This is a genomic window from Bacillus sp. YKCMOAS1, from assembly GCF_030268125.1.
Taxonomy (GTDB): Bacteria; Bacillota; Bacilli; order Bacillales; family Bacillaceae; genus Bacillus; species Bacillus safensis.
The window spans coordinates 313,902-331,589 of sequence record NZ_BSEI01000002.1; the positions used below are offsets into that span (position 1 = coordinate 313,902).

Consider the following 17,688-nt stretch of genomic DNA (forward strand, 5'->3'; position numbering starts at 1 on the left):
CGTATTTCGGAACAACAAGGAGGGATTCTATGTATCAAGTGGATATCAACTGTGATTTGGGAGAAAGCTTTGGTCAATACACAATCGGTGCAGACGAACAAATCTTAGAATATGTCACTTCAGCCAACATTGCTTGCGGTTTTCATGCAGGAGATCCAACGGTCATGAGAAAGACAGTTAGAATGGCACTGGATAAAGGGGTCAAAATTGGTGCACATCCTGGTTTGCAAGATTTGGCCGGCTTTGGCAGACGTCCAATGGCTATCTCTGCAGCGGAAGCCTATGATCTTGTCATCTATCAAATTGGCGCTCTATCAGCCTTTCTCAAGGCCGAGGGCGGCACGATGCAGCATGTCAAACCACACGGCGCCCTCTACAACATGGCGGCTAAAAATACTGAATTATCTGAATCGATTGCGAAGGCTGTGTATGATGTGGATCCAAACCTTGTGTTATTTGGTTTGTCAGGGAGTGAACTTGCGTTAGCAGGTGAACGGATAGGTCTGCAAGTGGCACATGAAGTTTTTTCTGATCGGACGTATCAAACAGACGGGACGCTAACATCGCGCCGCGAACCACATGCACTCATTGAAGAGGATGAACGTGCCGTCCAGCAGGTTGTTCGTATGGTGCGAGAAGGCAAGGTTCGTACAGTTCAAGGGAAAGATATCGAGCTCAAAGCAGATACGGTCTGCATTCACGGAGACGGCAGCCATGCGCTTCAATTTGCAAAAACCATTACAGCAAAGCTAAAAGAAGCCGGCATCCATCTCAAGGCCTTTCAATAAAAATCGTCATCAAAGGGGGCAACAGCATGAAAACAGAGAAAGTCAAACACGTGAAGGCACCAAAGGGGAATCGGTCTATGCTGATGGGTGCAGCCTTTTTAATGGCAACGTCCGCGATTGGACCGGGATTTTTAACACAAACGACCGTCTTCACACAGCAGCTTGCGGCAAGCTTTGGGTTTGTCATTTTGATCTCAATTTTATTAGATATTTTTGCACAAACAAATGTATGGCGCATCATTGCCGTGTCAGAAAAACGAGGTCAGGATATTGCAAATATGGTGCTCCCGGGTCTCGGGTATGTGCTGGCCTTTTTGATTGTCATTGGAGGACTTGCCTTTAACATCGGAAATATCGCTGGGGCTGGTCTTGGTTTTCAGGTGATTTTCGGTGTCGATCCGCGAATTGGCGCAGGGATCAGTGCTGTGATTGCCATTCTCATCTTTGTGATCAAAGAGGCTGGGAAAGCGATGGACCGTTTCACACAGGTAGCAGGCTTTGTCATGATTGGACTGATGCTGTATGTAGCGATTTCAACAGCGCCGCCAGTTGGAGAAGCGGCGGTGAGAACATTTGTCCCAGAGAAGATTGATATTTTATCCATTGTGACACTTGTGGGCGGAACGGTAGGCGGCTATATCGTCTTTGCTGGCGGGCATCGCTTGCTGGATGCAGGTATTAAGGGGAAGGAAGCACTGCCCCAAGTGACGAAAAGCTCTATTTTCGGTGTCTTAATTACTTCTGTCATGCGTGTAGCACTCTTTCTTGCCACATTAGGAGTTGTTTCAAAAGGCTTGCAGATAGATCCATCCAACCCGCCTGCCTCTGTTTTTCAATTAGCTTCAGGAAATATCGGATATAAAATGTTCGGGATTATTATGTGGGCTGCGGCGATTACATCCGTCATTGGAGCAGCATACACATCTGTTTCTTTCTTCAAAACCTTCTCGCCAAAAATTGAGCAAAACCAGCGTGGCATTATCATTGGTTTTATTGCTCTTTCAACCCTTTGTTTTATTACGATTGGAAGACCTGTGAACATCTTGATATTAGTTGGAGCGATCAATGCATTGATTTTGCCGCTCGCCCTTGGCACATTGCTTGTTGCGGCTTATAAGAAAGACATTGTCGGAGATTATCGCCATCCTTTCTTTTTGACAGTGTCTGGTGCATTTGTTGTGGTCATCATGGCGATAATGGGCGGTTATACCATCATCAATGAAATCCCGAAACTATGGAGCTGATTCAGATGAATACTTACCAAAAATATGAACCTTCACAAATTCGAGAATTGATTCGCGAAAAAAAGATCGCAGGACCAACGGCTGGCTTTGCTGAGGGGTTTGCTCAAGCCAATTTAATGATTGTCAAAAAGGAACTTGCCTTTGATTTTCTTTTATTTTGTCAGCGGAATCCGGCTGCATGTCCCTTGCTTGATGTACTGGACCCAGGTGATCCAGTGCCAAGACGGTCGGCGCCTCAAGCGGATATTCGTACGGACTTTCCTAAGTACCGTATTTACCGAAAAGGGATTTTTGAAGAAGAGGTTACAGATATCACTGCTTATTGGGAGGATGATATGGTTGCCTTTCTCATTGGATGCAGTTTTACGTTTGAGCACGCGCTTATGCTGAATGACATTCCTGTCCGCCATATTGAAGACGGTCATAACGTACCCATGTATCAAACGAATATAGCTTGTGAAAAAGCAGGAGTCTTTCATGGCCCGATGGTGGTCAGCATGAGACCTATTCCGGCGCATCAGGTCACAAGAAGTGTTCAAGTGACATCTCGATTTCCATCAGTCCATGGCGGACCGATCCATATAGGGGACCCAGCGGTGATTGGCATTTCCGATGTGAACCAGCCTGACTTTGGAGAACCATCTGTGATCAAAGAAGGAGAAGTCCCGGTGTTTTGGGCATGTGGTGTGACACCGCAAGCCATTGTCATGCATACAAAACCCGACATTGCGATCACTCATGCACCCGGTCATATGTTCATCACAGATCGAAGAGATCAAAAGCTCGGTGTACTGTAGAAAGAGAGGTGTCCTCAAGTGGCTTTTTCAACGATAAAAGATTCCATCACCTACCACCCGCTGGGAGATGCAGCAATCGTCATCCAAGCTGGAGCTGACATACATGAGGAGATTCATGCACGTGTTGAGCAGCTGTTTGCATGTATTGAACAGCACCCATTTGAAGGGTATGTAGAAGCGGTTCAAGCCTTTACAAACGTGACTGTTTTTTACGAGCCTTATACCGTTCATCAATCGGCCCAGCTTCAAAAACATGACCTGTCTCCGTATGAATGGGTCAAAGTCTATATTGAACAACTTCTTGAAGACAAATGGCAGGAGGGAGTTCAGGTAAAGCGCCGCATTGTGGATATTCCAGTCTGTTACGGGGGAGCGCTGGGCCCTGATTTAGAAGAGGTTGCCCGTATCAATGGTTTAACGCCAGAGGAAGTCGTACGTATTCACACTGCCGGGACGTATCTTGTCTATATGATTGGATTTGCCCCAGGGTTTCCGTTTTTAGGCGGGCTGTCTGAAAAGATCGCGGCACCACGCAGAGAAACACCAAGGATGTCTATTCCAAAAGGCTCTGTTGGTATTGCGGGAAAGCAGACAGGCGTTTATCCAATTTCCACACCAGGGGGCTGGCAGCTCATTGGACAAACCCCGCTGCTGCTTTTTCGCCCAGACGAGGAAATTCCGAGTCTATTGAAAGCAGGGGACGAGGTCAGATTTGTCCAAATGTCTGAAAAGGAATTTTTCAGCATGAAGGAGGCAGAACGTTGAGTATTCATGTCGTCGAGCCAGGGATGTACACAACCATTCAAGATAAAGGGCGGCAAGGCTATCAAAAGTATGGCGTCTTAACGAGCGGCGGCATGGACCCGCTCTCACTTAGAATCGCCAACATTCTCACTGGCAATCAAGAAAACGAAGCCGTTCTGGAAGTCACGTTGATGGGGCCGGGTCCTGTGCTCACATGTGAGAAGGATCAGCTCATTGCAGTCACTGGTGCTGATGTAGAGATTGATATTGACGGAGAGCGGGCACCTTTATGGAAGCCGCTCTTTGTCCGATCAGGAAGCACGATCACCTTTGGTCTTTGTAAGAGAGGCTGCCGCGTTTATCTTGCTGTGGCAGGTGGATTTGATGTGGAGCCAGTCATGCAGAGCAAAAGCACTTATGTAAGAGCAGGGATCGGTGGACTGAATGGGCGTCCTCTTGAAAAAGGCGACGTTCTGCTCAATGGAGAGCCGTCTATCGTAGCGGATCATTTGTTTGATAGGCTAAAAAATAAAGTGAATCAGTCGGGATACGGCGCACCAGATTGGACAGTGAGTCACGATTATTTTTTGCCGTTGCGGAAATCGCCAGTGATTCGTGTGCTGGCAGGGAGGCATCTTTCTCATTTTCAAGAAACATCTCAAACTGCATTTTTTGAGAAGTCTTATCAGGTCACACCCCAATCAGATCGTATGGGCTGCCGGCTGAAGGGGAAGCCGGTTCATTTAAAAGAAAAGCTGGAATTGATCTCAGAAGCTGTCGCCTTTGGATCCATTCAAATTCCTCCCGATGGCCAGCCGATTATTCTGCTGGCAGATCGGCAAACGACAGGGGGATACCCGCGTATTGGAGAAGTAGCGACTGTAGATTTGCCGCTTATTGCACAGGCGATGCCTGGGGCAAAGCTGTATTTTGAACAAATAGATCATCGGGATGCAGAGCAGGCGTTATTTAAGCAAGAAGCGGAACTGAGGGAGCTTACCGCAAGAATCAAGCTGGAAGCATTCTCGTTTAGAAAAGGTGAAGAAGATGCAAAACACAAATAAAACGGTTGTGAAATCAATGGAGATTTTGCGGCTGTTTATCGCTCACGATCAATTAACATTAAATGAAATGATCGAACTATCTGGTATGCCGAAAACATCTGTCCATCGCATGGCGACCTCTTTAGCCGATATGGGGCTGTTAGAAAAGCAAGAAACAGGTGCTTATCGATTAGGCTTAATGTTCCTTGAATACGGTCAGCTTGTGGCGGACCGCCTTGATATTCGAAGAATTGCAAGACCATTTATGGAAAGCTTACGGGATGAAGTGGGAGAAGCTGTACAGCTCATTGTTCGCGAGGGTGACGAAGCCATTTACGTGGAAAAGATAGAAGGTACGCAGCCTGTTCGTCTCTACACTGCCGTCGGTAGACGCTCCCCCCTATATGCAGGTGCCTGTGCGAGAAGTATTCTTTCCTTTTTGCCAGAGAGCGAAAGACTCGCCTATATTGACTCAATTGAGCTGGGTAAGATCGGAATTGGGACTATTACAGATAAAGAGGTTCTAAGAAACATGCTGGAAGAATCAAATGCGCGGGGATATACGTTAAGTTATTCTGAGCTTGAAAACTATACAGCGGCCATTGGAGCTCCTATTTTCAATCATCTGGGGGAAGTGGCAGCAGGTATTAGCATTGCAGGATTTGAAGCAGGCTATCAAAAAGAACGCTTACCTTACTTAATTCAACAGGTGAAAAAAGCCGCCAGTGATATTTCGAGAGAATTAGGCTTTTCGTCCGAACAAATAAAAAGCCAATGACCGTCAAGATCATTGGCTTTTTTGCGTGCAGTTATTAGAAAGTTTTTCCTAAAGCTTTTGCACGTTCGATTGCATCTGCTTTAATTTGCTCTGCTTTCGCAGGCTCAGCATTGTGACCTTCAACGATAAGACCTTCGAAAGAAGGAATTCCGAAGAAGTTCGCAATTGTACCAAGGTAACGGTGACCTGCTTCAAGTTCAGCAGCAGGACCTTCAGTGTAGTATCCACCACGTGCTTGGATGTGAAGAGCTTTTTTGTCTGTTAATAAACCAACAGGACCTTGCTCAGTGTATTTGAATGTTTTACCAGCTACAGCAACAGAGTCGATGTATGCTTTAAGAACTGGCGGGAATGAGAAGTTCCAAAGTGGTGAAACAAATACATATTTGTCAGCAGAAACGAATTGATCACTTAATTCGTTTAGGCGAGCAACTTTTGCTTGCTCTTCAGCTGAAAGTGTATCGAAGCCAGCACCAGATTGAAGTTTGCCCCAGCCAGCAAATACATCTGCATCAATGTGAGGAATGTTTTCTTTGTACAAATCGATATGTACAACCTCGTCACTTGGGTTTGCTTCCTTATAAGATTCGATAAATGCCTTAGCAGTAGCCATACTGTAAGAAACTGTTTCATCATGCGGATGTGCAGTGATGTATAAAACTTTTGCCATGTTCATTCAATCCTTTCTGTTTCGGTTATTTTTTTAGCGTATCCCAAAGGTACGCTGAATATGTGGCATCTTTAATCATATTGGAATGCTATGAAAAAGATGTAACAAGCACAGTTACATAAAAACTGATATTTTCATTGTAATCACATTGTAGTTTGAAGTCAAGATATAAAGTCTCGAAATCAAGATAAAAAGTTTGTAAATTTTTCTGGAACACTTAAACACGCAGATTTCAGCGCAAAAAACCTACTCTTATTGAACAAAAAATCGTTCAATACCGCAAGTAAAGAGTTTGTAAAGGCGCTGCAGCTCAAAAAAAGATGGATGCCCCTAAGTCATCTGCTACAAGCATCTGTTCTCCAAATTCGTATATATAAGAGAAGGCAGGAGAGAGTGAGGGATAAGAGTGGGACGATCCTATGTTGCGATTGGGGATTCCTTAACAGTTGGGGTGGGGGCACGTTTATTTGGTGGAGGATTTACTCAGCGGTTTCGATGGCTGCTTGAAAAAAAGACGCATGCACCGGTCGAGCTGTCTGTATTTGCAAAGTCAGGGTTAACGACCGATGAGATTTTACAGCTCTTTAAACGGTCTGAGGTGAGACGTGCCATTGCAGCTGCTGACATCATCACCATCACAGGCTGTGGAAATGACCTTGTTCAAGCTGTTCAACAGTATGAAGAAGGTGAAGATGAAAAGAAACTACTGCAAGCGGTCATGCATTGCCAGGCGAATTTTAGCAAGATGATTCAAGAAATTGCTCAGATCAAAAGAGGGCAGCATGAGCCCTATTGCGTATATCTCATGAATTTATATAATCCTTTTCCACAAATACCAATAGCCGGGCGGTGGCTTCAGCAATATAATCAACAACTTCGTTTGCTTGCTGCGAATCCGCATGTAGAAGTTGTGGATGTGTATCGCGCGTTTGAAGGGCATGAAAGAGCTTACTTATCGATTGATCAATTTCACCCGAATCCTAAGGGGTATGATGCAATGGCAGAAGCATTGTATCAACAATACTGTAAACAGCTGTAATCCGGTGGGATTGCAGTTTTTTTCATCCTTTTCAATAAATGACGGTTTCGATATGATAAAAGAAACGAAGGCGAAAGAGGTGTGCAGGCATGGAGGAGATCAATGCGTTTTTTCAAAAGATGACAGGAACGGCTTATGAAGTAGGAAAACAGCAGGCTCTCTGGCTGAAGGAGAACCCGCTGCTGCAGACACAATATATTCGAACAGAACCGGTAACACAACAGGCTGTGAAGGAAACGAAGCAGCTGATCCGTCCTTTTCTTCCTCAATTAGATGAAGAAATTGCTGGGTTTTGTGATGAAATGCAATTAGATGAGCGTTATTTGACCTTTTTCTATTCATCGCATCTTCAGCCAGGCTGTTCCCATTGTGTGAGGCAGGGGAATATGGCAGCCGGTCAACAAACGGTCATGCTGCGTAACTATGATTTCTCCCCGATTTTTGATGATATGCGTCTTGTGACGACACATGTGAAAGGCTTGGCATGTCATACAGGTTCGTCGCTGCTGTTGTTTGGCAGATCTGATGGAATGAATGAGCATGGTCTTGCTGTGACTTTCTCCGCTTGCGGTCCGCCGGTTGGCAATGAACCCGGTTTAAAGCCTCCAGCAGTCGCCGGTTTGCAGGTGTATCATGTGATTCGCTCTGTTCTGGAATCTTGTCAAACGGTCGAGGAAGCCATTCGCTCAATCCAGGAAATGCCCGTTGCCTCAAATGTTCATATCATGCTTGCGGATCGAAAAGGAGAGGCGGCTGTGATTGAAATCATCGATGGTCAAAAAAGGGTGAGAAGACCGGAGACAGGTTATATTGCCGCAACGAATCATCCGGTAGCTGATCAAACAGCAAAAGGGATGACCAAACATCATTCTATTGTCAGATACGATATGTTAATGGAGGCTTTAAAAGAACAACGATCAAATGATTCTCTTGTGAAGCTGTTCCAGACAGAATATCCTGATGGTCTAACTGTGCACAATTATGAAGAGCTGTTTGGAACGATGCGAACCGTCATGTTCCGTCCGGAAGAAGGCACAATCGATTATTGCTTTGGCTCTCCAGTGTACAATCCGACTTATTCTTTAAAAGCCGGGGGTTCACTGCCTTTTCATGAACAAAAGGTACAATTTCATCAAAAGGATTATGGACCGTCATTTTGGAGGAGTGTCTAATGATCCCTTGTTTATATTTTGTCACAGCCGCTGTGCCAAATTCAGATTAACTTAAGATTGCATCGCTCGTTGAAAGCGTTTTATATTAAGGTGTGACAATAGACCTATTTATACAGAAGGAGGCATTTCATGTACATAACGGCACGAGAACAGAAAGTCATTAAATACATCATTCAGCAAAATCGTTATGTCACCATTCGTGAGATAGCCGATTCTGTTCAGGTGAGTACAAGAACGATCCATAGAGAACTAAAATCTATTAAACCAATTTTGAAAGATTATCATCTTTCATTAGATAAACAGCCGGGAAAAGGCTTAAAGGCAGTTGGCGAACAGGAGGATAAACAGCGGCTTCTTGCTCATATGTCAAGTGAGGATCAAATTGAATATAGCTCGGATGAACGAAAGCTCTTAATCCTATGTGCGCTGCTTGAAGCGAAGGAACCGGTGAAATTATACACACTCGCAGCTGACTTGCAGGTAACAAATGCGACGATCAGCTATGATTTAGATGAACTGACGGAGTGGATTGCTCCATACGGTTTGCAGCTTATCCGCAAGCGCGGGTACGGCATTGAATTAAAAGGGCCGGAGGAAGCAAAACGGAAAATTGTCGGCAATCTCATTGTTGACCGGCTCGACATTCAATTGTTTTTAGAAACGATTGAAATGAATATCAAACATCGAACGAAAGCAACGGAAAAGGTGTTTGGCGTTGTCAGCAGAGGTCAGCTGCTCAAGGTAGAAAGACTGCTCTTTCATTTGAAAGATCGACTGTCACTTTCCTTATCTGATAGTGCCTATATTGCACTTGTTGTTCACTTAACCTATGCCATCGAACGTATTCAGCTTGGGGAAACCATTCGAATGGAAGAGGAAGAGCTGCTGGAATTAAAGCGGACGAAGGAATTTGAATCATCACTCCGAATGGCAAGAGCGCTTGAACGCATGTTTAATGTGGAGATCCCTGAAGCGGAGGTCGGATATATGACCATCCACCTTCGCAGTGCAAATCGCAGCTTTGGGGCAGAATACCGTATTGATGAAATCGAGCTGGATATCGCGCTGAGAACGAAAAAGCTCATTGATTTTATTTCAAATAAAACCGGCTATCATCTCAATGAAAATGATTCATTGTATGAGGGACTCGTATCTCATCTCGAACCTGCCATGAACCGTCTAAAGGAAAAGATGAGAATCTATAATCCGCTCACACAACAAATTAAAAAAGACTACTTTTTGCTGTTTATGGCGATTGAAGAAGGAGTCGAGCGCTTCTTTCCTGAGATTGAATTTCCAGAGGATGAAATTGCCTTTATTGTGCTTCACTTTGGCTCAGTGCTTGAAATCAAAAAAGAAGAAACAAAAATTCATGCGCTTGTTGTTTGTTCAAGCGGCATCGGTTCCTCGAAAATGCTCGCCTCCCGGTTGAAAAAAGAATTGCCGGAGATCGCCAAATTCGATCTATCCTCTTTGATGGAGCTAAAGGAAATTGATGCATCGAGCTATGACATGATTGTCTCGACCGTTCCAATCCCATATGAGCATATCGATTACATTATGGTCAGCCCCCTCCTAAACGAGGATGATGCCATGCGTGTGAAGGCTCATATTAAACGGAAGATTCCTTATATCATCGAGAAAAAAAGAACAAAAGAATCTCCCAAAGAATTGGTGCAAGAAACCGTTAATATGATGACGGTTGCAGAGCAGGTGACGAATTATATGTTTGTGATTCGCAGTATCCTGTCCCGTTTTATCATTGAAAAAAGAAAGACGATGCCGCGGCATGATGAAAACATCAGGCAGCTGCTTCGTCAGCTTGAAGAGGAAGGGCTTATCATACATGCAGATGATGTGGCGAGCGGCCTTTTGGAACGTGAACAGCAAGGCGGCTTAGGCATACCTGGTACTGAATTTGCTCTTTATCATTTAAAGCATGCATTCATCAAGGAACCAATCTTTCATATTTATGATCTTGATCAAGCATACGAGGTTAAAAGCATGGATGGCGGGCAGCAGCAGATGTCACGAATGCTCATGATGCTGGCGCCGCAAGAGCTTGGCAAGGAAGGGTCAGAAATGTTTAGTCTGATCAGTTCATCCATCATTGAAAGTGAAGAAAGCATGGCGCTTTATGGACAAGGGACAAAGGAAGACATTGAACAGAAATTACATCAGCTTTTCTATCAATTTGTCAAAGAGGCAAAGTGGTAAGAAAAAGGCCGAGAGCTTAGTCGCTTCTCGGCTTTTTTGCTGTGACACAGACAGCAAGGGTAGGACGAATGTCTTCATACTCAATAGAAAATTGGTCAAACCCTGCAAACTGCATGTCATTTAATATGGTTTCACCCATCTCTTTTGTTCGATTGGCGTCAGCTCCTTTTTCTCTTGGTTGCATGACAATAACGAGTGTTCCTCCTGGTTTCAAGGTGTGGTAAAGATTGAGTAAGCCCGTCTTTGGATCATCCCAAATCGTAAAATTGTTAACAGACAGCACTTTGTCATACTGCTCTCCGGGAAGGCGTGTTTTCTCGATTTTTCCGACATACAATCGGACCTGTTTGTCTTTTGCTCGTTTGCTGACGCGGGACTGTGCTTGCTCCTGCATGGTCGAAGAAGCATCCAGCCCATCAATGTGAAGATCTTGATAATACTTGAGCATATGTTTAATGCTGTAGCCGGGTCCATAGCCAATCTCCAAAATGTTTTCACCATCTGTCAGATTTAAGTGGCGGATGGCCCACTGATTCAATGCTTTATTTTCATTTACCATAATGAGTCCAGCGATGCTTCCGAGCCAGCCTTTTGGTCTGCTAAAGGTTTTTGAAATGGTAGACAGCATGTGAGAACGCTCCTTTTTGATGATCATGTAACCGATTTTTCTTCTCTTCAAACATGTTGATTTTCGGGAACACATCTGTACAGCTTCATGATGTTTGAGTGGAAAAATGAGGTGGTAATGAAAGGATACATCAACAAATCAAGGAGGAGCTTACACATGGATTTACGTGAATATTTAACAAATGGCATTCCGCGCCAAACGCAGGATCAGCAGCCAGGCAGTGAAAGAGAAATGAATCCAGCGCCGATCTTTGAGGATGAATCATATCAAGGTTCTGGCAAGCTAAAAGGAAAAGTGGCACTGGTTACAGGCGGAGATAGTGGAATCGGACGGGCAGTATCTGTTGCCTATGCAAAAGAAGGAGCACATGTCGCCATTGTGTATTTAAATGAACATGAGGATGCAGAAGATACGCAAAAACGTGTAGAACAGGAAGGCGTCAAATGCTTAACGATTGCAGGAGATGTCGGTGACGAAGCCTTTTGCGAGAAAGCAGTAGAAAAAACAGTTGAAGCCTTCGGGCAATTAGATATTTTAGTAAATAATGCGGCTGAACAGCATCCGCAAGAACGTATTCAAGATATTTCAAGTGAACAGCTTCACCAAACCTTTAGAACCAACTTCTATTCCTATTTCTATTTTACGAAAAAGGCACTGGATTATTTAAAACCGGGAAGCTCCATTATTAACACAACATCAATTAACCCATATAGAGGTAACCCAGTGCTAATTGATTATACGGCGACAAAAGGAGCCATTAACGGCTTTACGCGTTCTATGGCACAATCGCTTGTGAAAGATGGGATTCGGGTAAACGGTGTAGCGCCAGGTCCAATTTGGACGCCGCTCATTCCATCTACATTTGATGAAGACAGCGTGGAAAGCTTCGGGGCAGAAACCCCGATGGGAAGACCAGGACAGCCTGTTGAGCATGTCGGCTGCTTTGTGCTGCTGGCTTCTGACGAATCGTCTTATATGACAGGACAGACACTTCACGTCAATGGCGGTTCCTTTATGAATACATGATCTACGCGGCACCGCCCAGCTTTGATTGGGCGGTGTTTTTAGTATTTCTTGCGATTTTTCTGCACAGATGTGACAGACCATACGATAATGCCCACAACAACTGCAGCAATGACAAGTGAACTCAAATGGAACAACGTTTCATGATGCATGTTCAACTTCTCCCTTCATTGAACCTGTTTTCTATAGCATCAGCCAGAAAGTATCTTTTTATGAAAAACACATTTCTTTGTTTAATGAATGGGCTGTCGTGGAAACCTACGAATACGGATGAAATTTTGAAGGAGTGAAACGATATGTCTCAAGAAGAATTAAAACAAAAGGTATTAAACCTATTAGATGAACAAAAGGTCGGAACATTGGCGACTGTTGAACAGGATAAGCCGCATACTCGCTACATGACGTTTTTCCATGAAGGTCTAACGTTATATACACCAACGAGTAAAGAAACACATAAAGCAGATGAAATTGAAAAAAATCCGAATGTGCATATTCTCATTGGATATTCAGGCGAAGGATTCGGTGATACTTATGCAGAAATTGCAGGCACCGCAACATTAACCGATGATCCGGAATTGATCGACCGCCTTTGGTCTGATGAGATGGAGAAATGGTTTAAAGGAAAAGATGACCCGAATCTAGTGATTCTGAAAATTGATCCAACCTCCATTCGTTATATGAATGAAGGAAGCCGTACACCAGCAGAATTATCACTTTAACACTTGCGTAAGCAGGGGGAATGTGTTATAGTTTGATATTAAGTGTTGAAATAAGCAAATAAATAAAGAAAGTAAACTTTCTTTTTTCTATGACACAATGAGAAGCAATAGAGCTTCTACTTGATAAGAACGAGACGCTGTCAAAGCGAACAAACTTATTCTTTTCCTTCTGCACCCGCCCCCCTATATAAGCGGAAGAATGGAAAAAAGACGTTTTGATTTACAATTCACACTGGCACGGCTTCGGAGCCGTAAGGACGAATGAGAGGTAGGGCTTTCGTTGTCTTGTTATCCAGAACTTCCATGGCGTTTACTTTCAAACGTAGGTTCACTCGGAACACATATGACACACTGATATGATCGAATCTTAATTCATACACTCCGTAACGGAGATTAAACATTGATTATTTATTTGCATGAAAAGAGTAAGTAACAGGCTGCCATCTATTTGGCAGCCTTTTTCATTTGGTCTAACAAGAAGACCCCAAAACCAATGAGCCCAAGAAAAGGGAAGATGAAGATACAAACCAATCGCATAGCGTCCGCTCCAAAAGGGTTCGATACTAGCAGCAGACCGATGAATGCACAGATGATTAGAGTGAATAAGGCGGGCTTCATGATCATTTCCTCTGCCCTTTTTTCTGATACCGCCAAATCCGTTCAATAAAAAAGAACATCACTGCAAACAAAATAGAAAACATGAACATATCCAGCAGTGTCACGCCTCTATTTGGGTGCACAAGACCAAACCAAACGAATTGCAGCACAAAAGAGATCGCAAAATATAGAATCGATTTTTTCATGATTGTCCTCTTTTCACTTATTTTTTTGTCCCTTAAGCCACATCAGCCAAATGATGAAGGAACCAATCACACATGAGAGCAAAGTGACAGGCGGCAAGGTGTGCCAGCTAGTCAGCCCCTTTACAAAACACATATAAAAAAAGAAAATGGAAATGGATACGAGTACCCATTGCTTGAACCAGCGAGGGACACGCAGCCACGCCGCTAGAATGATTGATGATAGCTTATCCAATGAGATAACTCCTTTTTTCAATCTGATTGGATTTTATCGTAAACAACAAAGTTTGTAAAATATGGATTTCAAAGGCTTTGATGGTATTCTTCTAGCGTGAAACATTTTCGCTGTACTGACGTATAAGTTAAAGGAACCTCATGAAAGGAAGCGATCAAGTGAAAAGAATACCAGTCATCTTCCTCAGATATATTGTCTTCTTTATTCCAGCAATCATTCTCAGTGTCTTGGTGTGGAACCATTATCAAGATGATTTGTCAGATGGGAAAGTAACAGAGAATAACGTCAAAGGAATGTTCACATTTGATGAAGGCAAAAGAGTGGTGAGTGCTGTATCAAAAGACCAGCAGCTCCATTTTGCAATGGTTGATCCTCAATCAGGAAAAAGAATGAGTGAATGGACCACAGAAAGTGATTCGTTTAATGAAATGTGGCCATCCATTCAAGGAAACAATCTCTTGCTTGCTTTAAAGAATAAAGACGGGCAGCTGATGATTGAGAAATTAACACCAAGCGGAGAAAAGAAAGAGCTCGTTCAAAATAACCTGCAGATTCCTTCATTTTTAAAAACGAATACATACCAATGGAATGGACGGCTCGTATTTACAGGAGAAATGGACGGTGCCGCTGCAGTCATTGGTGAGCTGAAGAACGGGCAATTTTATGTACACAATCTTAACGAGCTAAAGCTGCCGGCAAGGCCTGTCTCCATGGATGCTGTCATGAATTCCTTTAGAGGGCAGACCCCTATTCCTATATTTGAAGTAGCCTTGAAAAATGATCAAAAGGCTTATGTCAGCGGCATTTCAAACGAGAAACATCAGCTTGGCCTCTATGTCTCAAAAAATGCTGAACCGTTTAGCCTTGTGGAAGATACAGTTGAGCAGAGGCTGCAAAAAACGATCGGATCATCACAAAACTTTGCTGTCGCCGTGGAATCGGAATATCCAAAAAGGGCAAGGAAAGTGAATGCAGAAGGAAGGCTTGGGGAAGTCGTTCCAACGCCAAAGCCAATATACCAAACGTATGTGTACCAGCTTAATGAGGAAGAAGTGCTGATTGCAGGCTCTACAGCAAAGGACGAAGCAAAAGGTAAGCTGACGGGTTATATTTATAACCATCGCACGAATAAGGCGGTGTCTGCCAGCAAGCTGTTTCAATCATTGTCTTATGAATCTTTACAAAAAGAAGGGCTCTCTTTCAATAAAAATGTGAAGAGCGATTGGCTCTATTATTCATTTGACAATCAATTAACGGGTGCATTTGAGACGAAAAGCAAAGAGCTAAAGGAATTTCCTTTGCAAAAGGTCATCTCAATTGAAAACGCCAGTCCAGCCCACCAAACGTCTGTTGATACCTTTATGCAATATGTAATGAAGGGCGGACCGCTCATTCTTAACTGGGCGATATGGATCTTGATCCCGCTGTTATTATTTGTACTAGCGATCTTCCTGCCGCCGATTTTGAGACTGGTGAGAAGAAACAAGATAAAGGACAGTGTCACATTACAAGCCTATATTGTGTCCGTGAAAGAAACGGGCACCTATATCAACGAACAGCCAGTTGTCAGCATGCGGCTTCAATTTGAATATGAAGGGCAAAGTATAGAAAAGACGGTTAAAACGGTTGTATCCTACACCCAGATACCACAGCCAGGCCAGCCTATTGCCATTCACTATGATCCGAAGAAGCAAAAGGCAATGCTTTTAAAAGAGGGTGACTTCTCGCAGCCAAGTGAGCCAAAGTTCATCAAAGGCGCTGTTTTAAGAAATATAGAATCATATGGAACCGTAGGACGGGGCACCGTCTTATCACTCACATTTGAATTAGATCAGAAAACGTATATCATTCCGATGATTCAAGCCGCTGGTTTTGAATTTAGAACAGGAGAAAAAGCCGATCTCGTCGACATCAATGGCCAGCTGAAAATGGCTGCCTATGGCTATGAAGTTCGGAATCGATCGGGGAAAGATATGACGTTAACTGGAACCATCCAGCGTGTGAAGCAATATCCAATTGCCATCCATGAACAAAAGCCTATTCAGCTGGATGTGACAGTGTCAAACGGAGATCAGTCCATCACCAAAACGGTCAGCCAGTTCATCCCTGATCATATGCAGATCGCAGCGGGCACTCAAATGACGATCCAGACAAAGAAAGAAGAGCTGGATAGAGAAATGGGCCTCATGCAAGAGAAACAAGGAAGTGCAAAAGTGACCAATGTCGAATTTGCTGGCGTCATCGGCAATCTGCCGTTAGCAATCATTCAAGTTGAGAGAAATGGCATGATGTATGAAGTGAAACAGCCAATCGATCCAATCACCAGCGTCTTGCCTGGTGATGAATTATGGGTGGCATATCACGATATGACGCGTCAAGCAGCCATTGTTAAATATGCATCAATATAAAAAAGCGTTCCTTTTAGGAACGCTTCAGCGTGTAGACAAACCCTCGCATTCGTTGTCAGGTCTGCGCTTCGGTGCTCACGAATGTCAAATTCGCTCCGCTCCGGTACTCGTCCTTCCTAGACTGCAAAGGTTTTCTATCACGCTGAAAAGAAGACAAAGGGCTAAAATCAAAATCATTTTAGCCCTTTGTCAACAATCTGAAGCGTTCCTTTTAGGAACGCTTTTTCTATTAAGCTTTTGTATCATATTGGCGGAGCACCTTATCGTAGGCGAAATTGCCGAAAGGAATGAATGCCGCAAAAAAACCGGCGATGGACCATTTCAAATGCCAGCGAAGTTTAAATGTCACATATGCCAAAACGAGCATATAGATGACAAATAATGCGCCGTGAAGAGAGCCTACAATGGTGACTGCCATCGGAATATCCGCAAAATATTTTAGAGGCATGGCAATTAAAAGAAGGGTTAAAAGAGACATACCCTCAATAAAACCCGCCTGTCGCAGACGGCTAATACTTGTATGCATATACAAATCCTCCTGTATAAAAGCTAGTTTCTCATCTTCTAATATAAACGAAAGATCGTCTGGACATGCTGAAATCTACGAAAAATTCAAAATATGTTCATGGATTGCTTAAAAAATGGGAAAAGTCCTTTACTGTTTGTTTGTTTCAGAGAGTACTTGCTTTAAGTGCATGACATCATGTAATAAATGCTCAGTCATTGCTTGAACCGCTTCTGTGGAGCGGCGCTTTTTTATTTCAGAATAGATCGCTGCATGCTCTCTTTGAATGGTTTCAGCACGAGCCCCGCCGCTAAAATGGAAAATGCGGCAATAGTGAATGAGTGCATTCACGTGATTCAATTGTTTGGATAAACGGTCATTGTGACTCGCCAAAATGATTTTTTGGTGAAAGGATTCATGTAACTGGACGATCTCTTTAGATGGCAGCTCCTGCTTGATCGCTTCGTCCGCCTCTGTGAGAACCTGCTCAATTTCATCCATTTCTCTTTGCGTGGCTTCCTTACAAGCAAGTTCAACAGCAAGTGGTTCTAAGGCCACCCGAATTTGATAGAGCTCCTCGACATCTTTTTCTGTTAACGTATAGACGGAATAGCCTGATCGATGATCCGCGATTAAAAGCTCGTCTTTTTCTAACAGCCTCATCGCCTCTCTTACAGGTGAACGGCTTACGCCAAATTGCTTGGCCAGCTGCGTTTCATTGATGCGCTCTCCTGGCTGAAACTGGCCATCAAAAATCATTTGCTTCAGCTGTTCATAAAATTGCATGTGGTACGGTGTTGGTCTTTCCATCTCGAATGAATTCATCCCATCATTCCCTCTTTTGTACATCATCTTTTGTCTCATGTTATCCAAGTTTT

At 43.6% G+C, this 17,688-nt stretch carries 19 protein-coding genes; 12 read left to right on the forward strand and 7 right to left on the reverse strand.

Going from position 1 to position 17,688, the window contains the following annotated elements; translation table 11 throughout:
• Positions 1-29: 29 nt before the first annotated feature.
• From QSJ46_RS06390 to QSJ46_RS06415, 6 genes are read left to right on the forward strand one after another with little or no spacing between them, the layout of a single operon-like run.
• On the forward strand, positions 30-788 hold the full coding sequence (locus tag QSJ46_RS06390; protein WP_224930274.1) for a LamB/YcsF family protein: 759 nt from the start codon (positions 30-32) through the stop codon (positions 786-788).
• Positions 789-814: 26 nt separating this feature from the next.
• Positions 815-2,032 carry an NRAMP family divalent metal transporter gene (locus tag QSJ46_RS06395; RefSeq protein ID WP_107164124.1) on the forward strand — a complete coding sequence of 406 codons (1,218 nt, stop codon included), beginning with the start codon at positions 815-817 and terminating at the stop codon, positions 2,030-2,032.
• A gap of 5 nt (positions 2,033-2,037) precedes the next feature.
• Positions 2,038-2,829 carry a putative hydro-lyase gene (locus QSJ46_RS06400; RefSeq protein WP_047203817.1) on the forward strand — a complete coding sequence of 264 codons (792 nt, stop codon included), beginning with the start codon at positions 2,038-2,040 and terminating at the stop codon, positions 2,827-2,829.
• 18 nt (positions 2,830-2,847) lie between these two features.
• Positions 2,848-3,594: a 5-oxoprolinase subunit PxpB gene (gene pxpB, locus QSJ46_RS06405; RefSeq protein WP_285604479.1), complete on the forward strand. Its 747-nt coding sequence runs from the start codon at positions 2,848-2,850 to the stop codon at positions 3,592-3,594.
• Positions 3,591-4,637, forward strand: a complete 1,047-nt coding sequence (locus tag QSJ46_RS06410; RefSeq protein WP_285604480.1) for a 5-oxoprolinase subunit C family protein — start codon at positions 3,591-3,593, stop codon at positions 4,635-4,637. The genes pxpB and QSJ46_RS06410 overlap by 4 nt, the downstream gene beginning before the upstream one ends.
• Positions 4,621-5,394: an IclR family transcriptional regulator gene (locus QSJ46_RS06415; RefSeq protein WP_058837344.1), complete on the forward strand. Its 774-nt coding sequence runs from the start codon at positions 4,621-4,623 to the stop codon at positions 5,392-5,394. The genes QSJ46_RS06410 and QSJ46_RS06415 overlap by 17 nt, the downstream gene beginning before the upstream one ends.
• Positions 5,395-5,428: 34 nt before the next feature.
• On the opposite strand, the gene QSJ46_RS06420 is transcribed toward QSJ46_RS06415, so the two are convergent.
• On the reverse strand, positions 5,429-6,064 hold the full coding sequence (locus QSJ46_RS06420; RefSeq protein ID WP_024720223.1) for an FMN-dependent NADH-azoreductase: 636 nt from the start codon (positions 6,062-6,064) through the stop codon (positions 5,429-5,431).
• Between the two features lie 406 nt (positions 6,065-6,470).
• Between QSJ46_RS06420 and QSJ46_RS06425 the strand changes: the two genes are divergently transcribed.
• From QSJ46_RS06425 to QSJ46_RS06435, 3 genes are all read left to right on the forward strand, one after another.
• Positions 6,471-7,103: a GDSL-type esterase/lipase family protein gene (locus tag QSJ46_RS06425; protein ID WP_064498688.1), complete on the forward strand. Its 633-nt coding sequence runs from the start codon at positions 6,471-6,473 to the stop codon at positions 7,101-7,103.
• 89 nt (positions 7,104-7,192) lie between these two features.
• Positions 7,193-8,275, forward strand: a complete 1,083-nt coding sequence (locus QSJ46_RS06430) for a C45 family autoproteolytic acyltransferase/hydrolase (RefSeq protein ID WP_106025681.1) — start codon at positions 7,193-7,195, stop codon at positions 8,273-8,275.
• A 129-nt stretch (positions 8,276-8,404) separates the two neighbouring features.
• Positions 8,405-10,492 (forward strand): BglG family transcription antiterminator, encoded by a 2,088-nt coding sequence (locus QSJ46_RS06435; RefSeq protein WP_285604481.1) that lies wholly within the window; start codon positions 8,405-8,407, stop codon positions 10,490-10,492.
• Positions 10,493-10,508: 16 nt separating this feature from the next.
• On the opposite strand, the gene QSJ46_RS06440 is transcribed toward QSJ46_RS06435, so the two are convergent.
• Complete coding sequence (locus tag QSJ46_RS06440) at positions 10,509-11,120, reverse strand: class I SAM-dependent methyltransferase (RefSeq protein ID WP_285604482.1); 612 nt, start codon at positions 11,118-11,120, stop codon at positions 10,509-10,511.
• A 156-nt stretch (positions 11,121-11,276) separates the two neighbouring features.
• Here QSJ46_RS06440 and QSJ46_RS06445 point away from each other — a divergent pair, with 156 nt between their 5' ends.
• The gene (locus QSJ46_RS06445; protein ID WP_058837349.1) at positions 11,277-12,146 is read left to right on the forward strand and encodes an SDR family oxidoreductase; all 870 of its coding nucleotides are present in this window, start codon (positions 11,277-11,279) and stop codon (positions 12,144-12,146) included.
• A gap of 293 nt (positions 12,147-12,439) precedes the next feature.
• Positions 12,440-12,862, forward strand: coding sequence for a pyridoxamine 5'-phosphate oxidase family protein (locus QSJ46_RS06450; RefSeq protein WP_047203824.1), 423 nt, complete (start codon positions 12,440-12,442; stop codon positions 12,860-12,862).
• Positions 12,863-13,306: 444 nt separating this feature from the next.
• On the opposite strand, the gene QSJ46_RS06455 is transcribed toward QSJ46_RS06450, so the two are convergent.
• From QSJ46_RS06455 to QSJ46_RS06465, 3 genes are read right to left on the reverse strand one after another with little or no spacing between them, the layout of a single operon-like run.
• On the reverse strand, positions 13,307-13,480 hold the full coding sequence (locus QSJ46_RS06455; protein ID WP_285604483.1) for a hypothetical protein: 174 nt from the start codon (positions 13,478-13,480) through the stop codon (positions 13,307-13,309).
• Positions 13,481-13,482: 2 nt separating this feature from the next.
• Complete coding sequence (locus tag QSJ46_RS06460; protein ID WP_047203826.1) at positions 13,483-13,665, reverse strand: hypothetical protein; 183 nt, start codon at positions 13,663-13,665, stop codon at positions 13,483-13,485.
• Positions 13,666-13,678: 13 nt separating this feature from the next.
• Positions 13,679-13,897: a hypothetical protein gene (locus QSJ46_RS06465; protein WP_034283837.1), complete on the reverse strand. Its 219-nt coding sequence runs from the start codon at positions 13,895-13,897 to the stop codon at positions 13,679-13,681.
• Between the two features lie 158 nt (positions 13,898-14,055).
• Between QSJ46_RS06465 and QSJ46_RS06470 the strand changes: the two genes are divergently transcribed.
• Positions 14,056-16,305 (forward strand): hypothetical protein, encoded by a 2,250-nt coding sequence (locus tag QSJ46_RS06470; protein WP_258182648.1) that lies wholly within the window; start codon positions 14,056-14,058, stop codon positions 16,303-16,305.
• Between the two features lie 229 nt (positions 16,306-16,534).
• Here the strand turns inward: QSJ46_RS06470 and QSJ46_RS06475 are convergent, their stop codons facing one another.
• Positions 16,535-16,831, reverse strand: coding sequence for a DUF3817 domain-containing protein (locus QSJ46_RS06475; protein WP_285604484.1), 297 nt, complete (start codon positions 16,829-16,831; stop codon positions 16,535-16,537).
• Between the two features lie 129 nt (positions 16,832-16,960).
• The gene (locus QSJ46_RS06480) at positions 16,961-17,635 is read right to left on the reverse strand and encodes a GntR family transcriptional regulator (protein ID WP_047203841.1); all 675 of its coding nucleotides are present in this window, start codon (positions 17,633-17,635) and stop codon (positions 16,961-16,963) included.
• Positions 17,636-17,688: the final 53 nt, after the last annotated feature.

Excerpts from the sequence above, each read along its gene's own strand:
- QSJ46_RS06390 (WP_224930274.1), top strand. The coding sequence starts at position 30 with ATGTATCAAGTGGATATCAACTGTGATTTGGGAGAAAGCTTTGGTCAA.
- QSJ46_RS06395 (WP_107164124.1), top strand. The coding sequence starts at position 815 with ATGAAAACAGAGAAAGTCAAACACGTGAAGGCACCAAAGGGGAATCGG.
- QSJ46_RS06400 (WP_047203817.1), top strand. The coding sequence starts at position 2,038 with ATGAATACTTACCAAAAATATGAACCTTCACAAATTCGAGAATTGATT.
- QSJ46_RS06415 (WP_058837344.1), top strand. The coding sequence starts at position 4,621 with ATGCAAAACACAAATAAAACGGTTGTGAAATCAATGGAGATTTTGCGG.
- QSJ46_RS06420 (WP_024720223.1), bottom strand. The coding sequence starts at position 6,064 with ATGGCAAAAGTTTTATACATCACTGCACATCCGCATGATGAAACAGTT.
- QSJ46_RS06430 (WP_106025681.1), top strand. The coding sequence starts at position 7,193 with ATGGAGGAGATCAATGCGTTTTTTCAAAAGATGACAGGAACGGCTTAT.
- QSJ46_RS06435 (WP_285604481.1), top strand. The coding sequence starts at position 8,405 with ATGTACATAACGGCACGAGAACAGAAAGTCATTAAATACATCATTCAG.
- QSJ46_RS06440 (WP_285604482.1), bottom strand. The coding sequence starts at position 11,120 with ATGCTGTCTACCATTTCAAAAACCTTTAGCAGACCAAAAGGCTGGCTC.
- QSJ46_RS06445 (WP_058837349.1), top strand. The coding sequence starts at position 11,277 with ATGGATTTACGTGAATATTTAACAAATGGCATTCCGCGCCAAACGCAG.
- QSJ46_RS06450 (WP_047203824.1), top strand. The coding sequence starts at position 12,440 with ATGTCTCAAGAAGAATTAAAACAAAAGGTATTAAACCTATTAGATGAA.
- QSJ46_RS06455 (WP_285604483.1), bottom strand. The coding sequence starts at position 13,480 with ATGAAGCCCGCCTTATTCACTCTAATCATCTGTGCATTCATCGGTCTG.
- QSJ46_RS06460 (WP_047203826.1), bottom strand. The coding sequence starts at position 13,665 with ATGAAAAAATCGATTCTATATTTTGCGATCTCTTTTGTGCTGCAATTC.
- QSJ46_RS06475 (WP_285604484.1), bottom strand. The coding sequence starts at position 16,831 with ATGCATACAAGTATTAGCCGTCTGCGACAGGCGGGTTTTATTGAGGGT.
- QSJ46_RS06480 (WP_047203841.1), bottom strand. The coding sequence starts at position 17,635 with ATGAATTCATTCGAGATGGAAAGACCAACACCGTACCACATGCAATTT.